Raw genomic sequence first — 12,159 nt, 5'->3', positions numbered from 1 at the left:
CTAAGCTTGTTTAATATCGCTTCTTTAAATTGAACTGAATGCCTTTGATAATTCACTTGCTTTAACTTACCGCGCCCTGTTTATTTGTAAATTAATTGAGGCGACAACTATCCTGACACAGGGGGTAAGCGTCACAATGATATCGGCTGTTAGCCATAATATTAATAACCAAATGTGTTATTTTTTAATGTTTATAAATTTACTTAAAAGCAGTTATTCGTGATAATTTATCCTTAACTCAACATCATAATGGAATATGAATGCGTAATTTACTTTTCGTTTTGCTGCTCACCTTAACAGGATGTGCAAGCCAGCCAGAGCCATTTAGTGTGGTGGTTGATCCACTCTCAGCAAACACAATTGTTTATAGTGGCGAAATCACCGCTGATAATGTCGCCTCTTTTGAACAACTCCTCACTAACAGCCCAACAAAAATAGAATCACTGATCATCAATAGTGGTGGCGGTGAAGTATTCGCAGGCATTCGATTTGGTGAGCTGGTATATCAATACAAGCTAAAGGTGATAGTAGACAAAATCTGCGCATCATCTTGTGCTAATTATATTGCTACAGCCAGTAATGATGTTACGGTCAAACAAGGTGGCCTATTGGGTTGGCATGGCGGTGCATTACAACCGATTTATCTCCCGAATTTTAATAACCAAGGTACTAACAAGAGGTTGCGCAAAGGTGCGAATGACACCTTGACTAGGTGGCAGCAAGCCGAGCTCGACTTTTTCAACAAGGTAAAGGTGAATCAGATTGTGACGGTGATAGGCATGATGCCAGGGTTACACGATAAAAGAGACGCGCAGTTATTTAGTTATGATCAGAAAACCTTAAAGCGATTAGGCTTACACATTACTTATGAAGGTGAGCAAGCAACCCACTCAGCATCTGGTGAATACGTAGTGCAAATATTTAGTTTATCGCCTGAGGTATTGGACTTGTTGTTAATGCAGCATAGTAAGATTTTAGAACAAGAAAAGATTGGCTTGTTATCACAAGGGATTTGATAATCATGAAAAAAATACTGCTCATTGGCTTACTCGGCATCGCGTTATTTGGCTATTTAGACAAAAACGTTCAAACCACCCAAATAGTACAAAACGTTTTCGCGGCTGATACCGTTGCCAGTGATAGTGCCAGCAACAGCGCTTTACAAAATGCCATTGATAATCGGCAGAGCAAAGTTCAAGTGGCGGGTTCTGGTAATGTTATAAAAGTACTGTCGGATGATCTAAAAGGCAGTCGCCATCAACGGTTTATTTTGAAAATAGCCAGTGGCGGCACCTTACTTGTTGCCCATAATATCGATTTAGCCCCACGCATAAATGGCCTAAATGTTGGCGATAACGTCGAGTTCTATGGTGTGTATGAGTTTAATAACAAAGGCGGCGTTATCCACTGGACTCATCACGACCCTCGCGGACAACATATCGGTGGATGGCTGAAGCACAATGGCAGCACTTATCAATAAGCTTTATGATTTGTAAATAGCGATTTGGGAATGGGAGTACTGTCTGGCGGGAATGTTAAAGAATGCCTAGATTAAGGCTGAATAAAAGGAGTGGCTGATAAATCATCTTGATGAGGCGTTAAATGCATCATCAAGATGATATGCGAACTAGAGTATATTCAGGATCATCCTTTACTCAGGATCATTCTCTACTCAGGGTCACACTTTATTCTGGATCATTCTTTACTCAGGATCATAGTCCAGCACTGGCGCTAGCCACTTTTCTGCTTCTGCCAGGCTCATGCCTTTACGCTTAGCGTAATCTTCAACCTGATCTTTACCGACATTAGTCACGCCAAAATAGCGCGATTTAGGATGGGCAAAGTACCAGCCAGACACCGCAGCGGTCGGGTACATGGCAAAGCTTTCGGTGATGTTCAAATCGATGGTTTCATCGGGTTTGAGTAAATCCCATAACAAGCCTTTTTCGGTATGATCTGGGCAAGCTGGGTAACCAGGTGCTGGGCGAATACCTTTATAACGTTCACGAATTAACGCTTCGTTGTCTAGCACTTCATCGGCAGCGTATCCCCAAAACTCTTTACGCACACGCTCGTGCATACGCTCGGCAAAAGCTTCAGCTAAACGGTCGGCTAGGCACTTAAGCATAATGGCATTGTAGTCATCGTGATTGGCTTCAAAACGCGCGATATGTTCGTCAATGCCATGCCCCGCAGTCACTGCAAAGCCGCCCATGTAATCAGCAACGCCGCTGTCTTTTGGTGCAACAAAGTCAGATAAACAGAAGTTGTCGTTACCCACACGCTCAAGTTGCATACGCAAATGATGAGTGGTCATTTCAACTGTGGTGCGGCTTTCGTCGGTATACAGTTCAATGTCATCATGATTAACCGTATTGGCAGGAAATAACCCAATCACGCCTTTGGCGGTTAACCATTTCTCTTTGATGATGGTCTCTAGCATGGCTTTACCGTCGGCAAACAGTTTGCGTGCTTCTTCGCCCACAACTTTGTCGTTTAAAATCTCAGGGTAATGGCCGTGTAGCTCCCAGCTTCTAAAGAATGGTGTCCAGTCGATACGCTCCACTAGGTCTTCTAACGGATAGTCGTCGAACACCTGACGCCCCAGTACGTTAGGGGTAAATGGGGTATAACTTTCCCAGTCGTGTTTGCAACGATTCTCACGAGCCGCTTCAATCGATACGATGGTTTTACGCTTGGTTTGCGACAGGCGTTTTTCACGCATAACGTCGTACTCAGCATAGGTTTCGTCAATGGTGGCTTGGCGAGTGTCATTATTAATCAGTTTTGACACCATAGGCACAGCGCGCGAAGCATCGGCAATGTAAATGGCACCGTGTGGATAATGTGGGGCAATTTTCACCGCGGTATGAATTTTAGAGCAGGTAGCACCGCCAATAATGGCTGGAATGGTTAAGCCTTCACGATGGAAAGTTTTCACGTTGTGGACCATTTCATCCAGACTTGGCGTGATCAGCCCTGACATACCAATAATATCGATATCATGTTCTTTAACTGCGTCGAGAATTTTTTCAACCGACACCATCACGCCTAAATCGAATACTTCAAAACCATTACACGCCAGCACAACGCCAACAATGTTTTTGCCAATATCGTGCACGTCGCCTTTTACGGTCACCATTAAGATTTTACCGTTAGATTGGCCTTCGACTTTTTCAAGTTCGATATACGGGTTTAAATAGGCCACGGCTTTTTTCATCACCCGGGCTGATTTAACCACTTGCGGTAAGAACATTTTGCCGGCGCCAAATAAGTCACCAACCACGTTCATGCCATCCATTAATGGCCCTTCAATCACATCAAGTGGGCGAGTCGCTTCAAGCCTAGCAGCTTCGGTATCCTCATCGATAAACTCGGTGATCCCTTTAACCAAGGCATGCGATAAACGTTGGTTTACCGGCCAGCTGCGCCAGGCTAAATCTTCTTTTTTAGCCACTTGTGAACCGTCGCCACGATATTGCTCTGCAATGTCGAGTAGCTGCTCAGTATTGCTGGAGTCGGCCACTGGGCAAGGTAAATTAAGGACCACATTTTCGACTTTGTCTTTTAAATCTTTATCGATGTCATCGTAAATTGCTAACTGACCCGCGTTAACAATCCCCATGTCCATACCCGCTTGAATCGCATGGTATAAAAATACCGCATGAATTGCTTCACGTACTGAATTGTTGCCACGAAATGAGAACGACACGTTAGACACACCGCCTGAAATCATGGCGTGTGGCAGTGTCGATTTAATGTCTTTAATTGATTCGATAAAGTCGACAGCATAATTGTCGTGCTCATCAATACCGGTCGCGATAGCAAAAATGTTCGGGTCGAAAATAATATCTTCAGGGGCAAAACCGACCACATCAACCAAAATGCGGTATGCACGGGTACAAATTTCGGTTTTACGGGCGCGAGTATCGGCCTGGCCTTGCTCGTCAAACGCCATCACAATCGCCGCAGCGCCATAACGTTTCACTAATGTGGCTTGTTTAATAAAGGCTTCTTCGCCTTCTTTCATCGAGATTGAGTTAACAATCGACTTGCCTTGCACGCATTTAAGGCCGGCTTCAATGACTTCCCATTTTGATGAGTCGATCATGATAGGCACGCGGGAAATGTCTGGCTCAGAGGCAATGAGATTTAAAAATTTGGTCATCGACGCAGCGCCGTCGAGCATGCCTTCGTCCATGTTGACGTCGATTATCTGTGCGCCGTTTTCAACTTGCTCACGCACCACATCGAGTGCTTCTTCAAATTTTTCTTCTTTGATTAAGCGTAAAAATTTAGCCGAGCCAGTGACGTTGGCGCGCTCGCCGACGTTAACAAATAATGAGTTGTGATCGATTGTTAATGGCTCTAAGCCAGATAAACGACAGGCGACAGGAATGTCGGGGAGCTGTCTTGGGTCATGCCTGAGCACTGCTTCACGGATCGCGCTAATGTGAGTTGGCGTACTGCCGCAACAACCGCCGACAATATTAAGCATGCCAGCTTCAGCCCACTGATTAATGACTTCGGCCATTTCTTCTGGGGTTTCATCATAACCACCAAATTCGTTGGGTAAGCCCGCATTGGGGTGGGCAGACACATAACATTCGGCAATGCGTGATAATTCTTCTACGTATGGGCGTAGCTCTTTGGGACCAAGTGCGCAGTTAAGGCCAATCGATAATGGCTTAATATGGCGCAGCGAGTTATAAAATGCCTCGGTGGTTTGTCCGGTCAGGGTACGACCGGATGCGTCAGTAATGGTGCCCGAGATCATCACAGGTAAGCGCTCGCCAATTTCATCGAACACTTTTTCAATGGCAAACAACGCGGCTTTGGCATTTAGGGTATCAAAAATGGTTTCGACCAAAATAATGTCGGCGCCACCTTCAATTAACGCAGTGGTGGATTCAACGTAGGCTTCAACTAATTGATCAAAACTGACATTACGAAAACCGGGGTCGTTAACATCTGGGCTAATAGAGCAGGTGCGGTTGGTTGGCCCAAGTACCCCAGCAACATAACGTGGGCTGCCTGTTTGTGCGGCCACTTCATCAGCAGCCTGGCGTGCTACGCGGGCGCCTTCGAGGTTAATTTCGGCCGACAAGGCTTGCATGTCATAATCGGCCATGGCGATAGTGGTGGCGTTAAAGGTATTGGTTTCAATAATGTCAGCACCGTCTAGTAGGTATTTGACATGAATCGCCTTAATTAATTCAGGTTGGCTCAGTACCAATAAGTCATTGTTACCTTTTACATCGCAGTGCCAATCTTTAAAGCGCTTGCCGCGATAATCTTCTTCTTCCAACTTATGATTTTGGATCATGGTGCCCATTGCACCGTCTAAAATCACAATACGCTCTGCTAACAATGCGTTAAGTTGTTCAAGTGTTTGACTGTGAGAAGTCGACTTCGCCATAAACGGTTACCTTTTTATCACTATGTTGCTTGATACCTTGATTGAGATAAGCATACCCTTAAATTAATGGAAAAGGGCGATATCCTGATTGTACAAGGCAAAGAGTCTATTCTGAATGATTACCTAAAAACTTCATTTAGACATATAAACGTATAGACGTCTATAATACGCGAGTTTTTATTCAAAGGGCAAGGCTGAGGTAGTATTAAATGAAACAAGCCAGAATCGTATTTTTGCGTCACGGTGAGTGCGAAGGTGGTGAAATCGCCCGTGGCCAAATAGATGTGGCATTAACTGAGCAGGGGCGAGAAAAAATGCACCAGGCTTTTAGCTGTGTGCCACTGCCTATTGAGCAAATTTTTAGCTCTCCTTTAGTGCGTTGCCAAAGTTTTGCTACTAGCATTGCCCAGCAATTAAATTTACCACTCACCGTGCTGCCAGCGTTGCAAGAAGTTAACTTTGGCGTATGGGACGGCCAAACCTATGATGCCATTTATCAAGCCAGCCCAAGTCAATTTGATGCGTACTGGCAAGACCCATGGCAAGTAGCCAATACACCCGAAAATGGCGAGAGTTTGGTGGATTTTTATCAACGGGTGCAGCAAGGCTTTATGGCGGTGGTCGACAGCATGTGGCACTCGCTAAATGCAGCAGATGAGCCTGAAATAAATAATCAGCAAGCCCTGGTAGTGACGCACGGCGGGGTAATGCGCTGCATTATGGCTTATGTGCTTAAAAGCAGCCAAAACAACGGATTATTCGCTAACCTTGCCATCCCCTATGCTGCTATTATGTCTGTTGATGTGTACTGGGCTGAACCGAGCGATGACGTTACGCCTTTAGCTGATAATCAAACGCAGCAACCTGAAGTGACCTTTAGATTAAATTGGCCGCAAATGTTGCCAACAGATACACGTTAATCATTATGTAATTCAAGGTATTGGGAATTGGGATAAGCCCAAACTGTACCCGCAACTGTAGATATTCAATAACCTATTGAATATGAGTCAGATACCAGCTTTGAATTACTTCAATATCCATACCTAAGCGGGCAACTTAGGGGAGTTATTATGTTGATTTTTATTAAAGTGATTTGGTCATGGCGAGGTACAAGCCATGTCTGAGTCGGTATTAGATGTCGAACACCTTTTTTGGCAAGTTGACGGTAAAACCATTCTTGCTGATATTCATTTCAGCTTACCTAAAGGACAAATGTTAGGGCTTATTGGCCCTAATGGTGCCGGTAAGTCGAGCCTATTGCGCTGTTTGTATCGTTATATTGAACCTAGCAGCGGCAAAATTACGCTTTTTTCGAAACATATTAGCAATTATTCAGCTAAGGCATTAGCGCGCACTGTTGCCGTGGTACAACAAGATACACCGCATTATTTTGACCTGACAACAGAACAATTAGTCACCATGGGGTTAACGCCACATAAGGGGATATTTGACGCGACAACTCAACATGATCGCGAGTTAGTTGATAGCGCATTAACTAAAGTGGGCCTTACTCAACATGCCCAGCAACCTTACGAGCATTTGTCTGGCGGCGAAAAACAACGTGCGCTTATTGCCCGTGCAATTGTGCAGCAACCGCAAATCCTTATTTTAGACGAGCCCACCAACCACTTGGATATTCGATACCAAATTCAAATTTTAGAATTGGTGGCTTCGCTTGGAATAAGCGTCATCGCCTCAATCCACGACTTAAATTTAGCCAGTGCCATGTGTGACAAATTACTGTTACTTGATCAGGGCAAGCTTATCGCTAAAGGCAATCCAACCGCAGTACTGACCGAACGACAAATTAGTGATGTATTTGGCGTATGCTGCGAGGTTAACCAACATCCTCAGCATGCAAAACCGTTGATCAGTTATTTTTATGGTTATCAGACCAATAATAGAGTGAGTCAACACAATGATTAATGCTGCGCATACCCGCTATTACAGTGTGTTAGCTTTGATTGTGCTAGCAACCATAGTGACCCCGTTTTTTGCAGCCAGCTTTGGTGCCGCCAATATTATGCTGTCTGACGTATTAGGCGTTATGACATCGCTATTGAGTGGCAATAACGATGCAAGTCAGAGCGCAAGTTTAAGCCAGCGGATTATATTAGAGCTGCGTTTACCGCGTATTTTGCTGGCGTTTGTGGCGGGAGCAGGGTTGTCTCTTGCGGGGAGTGTCTTGCAAACCGTGACCCGAAATCCGCTTGCCGACCCGTATTTATTTGGCATTAGCTCAGGGGCATCGTTTGGTGCAGTTGTGGTGATTTCGCTATTTAGCCAAACGGGGATTTTTGCTCAGCTGTTTGATGGCGCGCTGGTGGTATCGTCACTCGGTCACCAGCCTTGGTGGTCTTGGTCGATGCTCAGTTTACCTGTTGGGGCCTTTATTGGTGCCAGTTTATCGGTAATGTTTGTGGTTGCTTTGTCGGGTATTGGCCGCACCAGCCAGGTTGAGCGCATGTTGTTATCTGGGGTGGCAACCTCATTTCTGTTCGGCGCCTTAACCAGTTTATTATTGTATTTTTCAAGCCCACAAGCGACCGCATCAGTGCTATTTTGGAGTTTAGGCAGTTTTGCTAAAGCCAGTTGGTCGCAGCTATGGCTTCCTACGGTTACCGTTAGTATGAGCTTACTGATTATGCTGGCCTTTAAACGGCAAATAATGGCGCTACAAGCCGGTGATGAGAGCGCGCATACTCTCGGGGTCAATGTAGCAAAATTGCGATTAAGCATGCTACTGCTGTGTTCACTGATTACCGCAATGCTGGTGGCCAGTTGTGGCGGTATCGGCTTTGTGGGTTTGATGATCCCCCATACTGTAAGGCTATTGTTTTCTGGGCGTCAGCCGATGATATTAACTGCGGTATTGGGCGGTTTATTTATGGTATGGATTGATGTGATTGCGCGCTGCTTATTGGGCAATCAAGAATTACCAGTCGGTATTATTACTGCTGCACTTGGCAGTGTGTTCTTTTTGTTTATTTTACGTCACCGTCGATAAAAGGATTGAGAATTGAATCAGCAATCTATTGCCCAGTCGTTATTTTCTGTTACCGTGGCAAGCCGCCAATATGATCCGGCCATTGAGCACAAAATTAACCAAAAAACCAAACCGCTAGGGGCATTAGGGCAACTTGAATCTTTAGCGTTACAAATAGCCAGAGTGCAATATAGCCGCGAAAGTGAATGGATTAATGCTCAACCTGATCGCACTGAATCGACCGTCACTGAATCGAAGGCCGCGACTTGTTCACCGCTATATATCAATAAGCCTACCATGCTGGTATTTGCTGCTGACCATGGTATTGCCGCGCATGGGGTGTCTATAGCCCCAAGCGAAGTGACCACCCAAATGGTGCATAATTTTATTCATGGTGGCGCGGCGATTAATGTATTTTGTCGCCAGGTGGGTTTTGCATTAGAAGTCATCGATTGCGGTATTTTACAACCATTAGCCAGTGACTGTGGTGTGGTCAATCAACGCTTAGGTGCGGGAACCCAAGCCATGCATTTGCAACCGGCTATGTCGTTAGCTCAAGTCCGTCAGGGTTTTGAATTTGCAAAACACTTGGTCAAAAGGCATGTCGATAATGGTTGTAGCATGATTGCCTTAGGTGAAATGGGCATAGGCAATACCAGTGCTGCTGCGGCGGTAATGGCGGCAGTGCTTAATCTTGATGTTGAACTTTGTGTCGGGCGCGGAACGGGCATTGACGATGCAACCTTAAACAAAAAAGTCACATTAATTAATCAAGCAATTGATTTACATCGTAATGAGCTGACGTCAATTGAGTCGATATTAGCCCACTTGGGCGGTTTTGAAATTGTACAAATGACCGGCGCTATTTTGGCGGCGGCAGAGCAAAAAATATTAGTCGTAATAGATGGTTTTATCGCTACTGCAGCAGCATTAGTTGCGCTAAAATTAGCGCCACAATCAAATGATTATTTAGTGTTTGCTCACCAGTCGCACGAGCAAGGGCACCAATTAATGCTGCAAACGTTGCAGGCTACACCATTGTTGTCATTAGGATTAAGGTTAGGAGAGGGAACCGGCGCTGCATTGGCCTTACCCCTCATTCAAGGGGCAGTAAATTTTTACAATCAAATGGCCAGCTTCGATGATGCTGGCGTTAATAATGTGGTTTAAAGGAACAAAATGTCTGGCGATATAAAATGGTTGCGGCAGTTAAATTTATTTTTTGTGGCGATGAGTTTTTTTACTCGGATCCCAATACCGTCGTGGGTAGTCATCGATAACGATAAACTCAACAAAGCCAGTCGTTATTTTGGTTTAGTCGGCTTAGTTATCGGCTTAATTTGTGCGTTGGTGTTTTGGTTAGCACAATTAATTTTGCCTACCAGCATTGCCATATTATTGTCGATGGTTGCGAGTGTATTCGTCACGGGCGGATTTCATGAAGACGGCTTAGCTGACACCGCTGACGGCTTTGGCGGTGGTTGGACAATAGCTGATAAGCTACGAATTATGAAAGATTCTCGCTTAGGCAGTTATGGTGCTTTAGCGCTCGGACTCGTGTTATTGCTTAAATGGCAATTATTGGTTGAACTTGCTCTATACAGCCCAATGGCGGCGGTGAGTGCACTTATTGCGGGTCACACCTTGAGCCGTGTGTTGGCATCGAGTTTCATTTTTAGTGAGCAATATGTTCGCGATGATGACACGAGCAAATCAAAGCCGATTGCTGAATACCAGCAATTAAACGACTTATTTATTTTAATCGCCAGTGGCATTTTTGTGTTGTTGTGGCTAAATGGTGTCGCGGCATTTGCACTGTTTATTTCGTTGTGGCTAGTGCGAATTTTGTTGGGTGGCTTTTTCCGCAAACAAATTGGCGGATACACCGGCGACACCCTAGGTGCAGCGCAACAAATCAGTGAGGTGTGCTGTTACCTGGTGATATTAGCCGTTGGATTAAGCTAATGATCCACTTAGTGTTAGGCGGCGCGCGCAGTGGTAAAAGCCGATTTGCAGAGCAGCGTGTTGCCGAATACGCCGCAATCGGTTATTCATGTGTCTATGTAGCAACGGCCACCGCGTTAGACTCTGAAATGTCTCAACGTATTGCCAAGCACCAGCAAGACAGAGTGTCCAGCGCCCATGACTGGACATTGCACGAACAAGCTTTCGACGTTGCCCAAACTTTAGTGGCAATTGATAAGCCGCAACAAGTCATTTTAGTCGACTGCCTAACACTGCTCTTAACCAATCATTTACTCGACCCAAATCCTGGCCGTTGGCCTAAACAAAAGTCGTTACTGCTTGAATGCCTGACCCAATTACACAGTGATGTGGTGTTAGTGAGTAACGAAGTCGGCTCTGGAATAGTGCCAATGGGCGAACTCAATCGTCAATTTGTCGATGAGGCGGGTTGGTTAAATCAAGCTATCGCATCAATAGCAGATCAAGTGACGCTGGTGGTTGCAGGGCTGCCATTGGCGTTAAAGCAATAAGACTTCATCGTACATTGATTCGATATACCACAAATACAAATTAATCCGATCCGCGTACAACCCATTGCGCGTATTACAGACTCATTAGCAGTGCATTTTTAAGATGAGCACATCAACAGGAATAATAATATGACAACCGAAAACCACGATAATGAATCAACAAACGCGATTGATGCCACTAAAGCCCAGCGCCATAAAGCGCGCCAGCAAAAAGTAAAGCAAGGCGTAGACGCTCAAATTGCTGCCGCGCAAGATGAAAAGGGGATTTTGTTGGTGCTCACCGGTAACGGTAAAGGTAAATCAACCTCGGGTTTTGGCTCGGTTGCTCGCGCTGTGGGTCATGGTCATAAAGCGGCTGTAGTACAGTTTATTAAAGGCACCTGGGCTTGTGGTGAGCGTAATTTATTAGAAGGCGCAGGCGTTGAGTTTCATGTCATGGGAACCGGTTTTACCTGGGAAACTCAAGATAAAGAAACAGACACCCAAGCCGCAATGGAAGCCTGGGTTGAAGCCGAAAAACTGTTAAAAGATGAGTCGGTGAATTTAGTGCTGCTTGATGAGTTAACCTATATGGTGAGTTATCACTACATCGAACTTGAGCGAGTATTAACTGCACTTAAAAACCGTCCACCAATGCAACATGTGATTATTACCGGTCGCGCCTGTCATCGCGACATTATTGATTTAGCCGATACTGTCAGCGAGGTTGTACCGATAAAGCACGCGTTTAATGACGGCATTAAAGCGCAGTTGGGATTTGATTATTGATTTATTGGCTGTTGGTAATGGATATAGCACCGACTAATCTTGATAACGTTAAAAACGAACAAATCGTTCGATTTGATTGTTTTGGTCGATTGTATTAGTGTGTATGTAATCAAGATGAGGATCTTTAGATGTTTACACTAAATGCAAATGAAGCAAAAACCAATTTCGGTAAGATGCTTTTGAAAGTTCAATCTCAACCTATTGAAATTAAAAAGAACGGCAATCCTGTCGCAGTGATTGTCTCCTGCGAAGAATACAACCGTTTTGAAGAATTGAAAATGGAACTTGTTCGATCACGCTTTGAAAATATTGATGAAGATGATCTTGTGGACGGAAATGACTTTTTGGATGAGTTAGATTCTGGAAAGTATCCCCCTGTGTCAGGATAGTTGTCGCCTCAATTAATTTACAAATAAACAGGGCGCGGTAAGTTAAAGCAAGTGAATTATCAAAGGCATTCAGTTCAATTTAAAGAAGCGATATTAAACAAG

Annotated in this window: 11 protein-coding genes and 1 riboswitch; of the genes, 10 read left to right on the top strand and 1 reads right to left on the bottom strand. The window is 44.7% G+C overall.

The window, feature by feature from the left end; all coding sequences use genetic code 11:
* Positions 1 to 260 precede the first annotated feature (260 nt).
* Both IEY48_RS19695 and IEY48_RS19690 read left to right on the top strand, forming a co-directional pair.
* Positions 261 to 1,016, top strand: coding sequence for a Clp protease/crotonase-like domain-containing protein (locus tag IEY48_RS19695; RefSeq protein WP_188923257.1), 756 nt, complete (start codon positions 261 to 263; stop codon positions 1,014 to 1,016).
* Positions 1,017 to 1,021: 5 nt separating this feature from the next.
* Entirely contained in the window at positions 1,022 to 1,480 is a 459-nt protein-coding gene (locus IEY48_RS19690) for a DUF3465 domain-containing protein (RefSeq protein ID WP_188923256.1), read from the top strand.
* 222 nt (positions 1,481 to 1,702) lie between these two features.
* Here the strand turns inward: IEY48_RS19690 and metH are convergent, their stop codons facing one another.
* A complete protein-coding gene (metH, locus tag IEY48_RS19685) occupies positions 1,703 to 5,419 on the bottom strand; it encodes a methionine synthase (protein WP_188923255.1) in 3,717 nt (1,238 codons plus the stop codon).
* Between the two features lie 209 nt (positions 5,420 to 5,628).
* Between metH and IEY48_RS19680 the strand changes: the two genes are divergently transcribed.
* The 8 genes from IEY48_RS19680 (at position 5,629) to IEY48_RS19645 (ending at position 12,057) form a co-directional block, all read left to right on the top strand.
* A complete protein-coding gene (locus IEY48_RS19680; protein ID WP_188923254.1) occupies positions 5,629 to 6,339 on the top strand; it encodes a histidine phosphatase family protein in 711 nt (236 codons plus the stop codon).
* Positions 6,338 to 6,456: riboswitch (cobalamin riboswitch) on the top strand. (Overlaps the previous gene by 2 nt.)
* Before the next feature lie 79 nt (positions 6,457 to 6,535).
* Positions 6,536 to 7,345, top strand: coding sequence for an ABC transporter ATP-binding protein (locus IEY48_RS19675; protein WP_188923253.1), 810 nt, complete (start codon positions 6,536 to 6,538; stop codon positions 7,343 to 7,345).
* On the top strand, positions 7,338 to 8,426 hold the full coding sequence (locus IEY48_RS19670) for a FecCD family ABC transporter permease (protein ID WP_188923252.1): 1,089 nt from the start codon (positions 7,338 to 7,340) through the stop codon (positions 8,424 to 8,426). The genes IEY48_RS19675 and IEY48_RS19670 overlap by 8 nt, the downstream gene beginning before the upstream one ends.
* Positions 8,427 to 8,438: 12 nt before the next feature.
* Entirely contained in the window at positions 8,439 to 9,575 is a 1,137-nt protein-coding gene (cobT, locus tag IEY48_RS19665) for a nicotinate-nucleotide--dimethylbenzimidazole phosphoribosyltransferase (protein ID WP_188923251.1), read from the top strand.
* Positions 9,576 to 9,584: 9 nt separating this feature from the next.
* Positions 9,585 to 10,370: an adenosylcobinamide-GDP ribazoletransferase gene (locus tag IEY48_RS19660; RefSeq protein WP_188923250.1), complete on the top strand. Its 786-nt coding sequence runs from the start codon at positions 9,585 to 9,587 to the stop codon at positions 10,368 to 10,370.
* A complete protein-coding gene (gene cobU, locus IEY48_RS19655) occupies positions 10,370 to 10,900 on the top strand; it encodes a bifunctional adenosylcobinamide kinase/adenosylcobinamide-phosphate guanylyltransferase (protein ID WP_188923249.1) in 531 nt (176 codons plus the stop codon). Before IEY48_RS19660 ends, cobU begins: the two co-directional genes overlap by 1 nt.
* Positions 10,901 to 11,029: 129 nt before the next feature.
* The gene (gene cobO, locus IEY48_RS19650; RefSeq protein WP_188923248.1) at positions 11,030 to 11,668 is read left to right on the top strand and encodes a cob(I)yrinic acid a,c-diamide adenosyltransferase; all 639 of its coding nucleotides are present in this window, start codon (positions 11,030 to 11,032) and stop codon (positions 11,666 to 11,668) included.
* A gap of 128 nt (positions 11,669 to 11,796) precedes the next feature.
* On the top strand, positions 11,797 to 12,057 hold the full coding sequence (locus tag IEY48_RS19645; protein WP_188923247.1) for a type II toxin-antitoxin system Phd/YefM family antitoxin: 261 nt from the start codon (positions 11,797 to 11,799) through the stop codon (positions 12,055 to 12,057).
* Positions 12,058 to 12,159 lie beyond the last annotated feature (102 nt).

Origin of the sequence: Shewanella saliphila, assembly GCF_014648295.1 — a bacterium.
GTDB classification, from domain to species: Bacteria; Pseudomonadota; Gammaproteobacteria; order Enterobacterales; family Shewanellaceae; genus Shewanella; species Shewanella saliphila.
The sequence above is the reverse complement of the archived record's forward strand: the minus strand, read 5'-3'. Positions and strand labels throughout refer to the sequence as shown.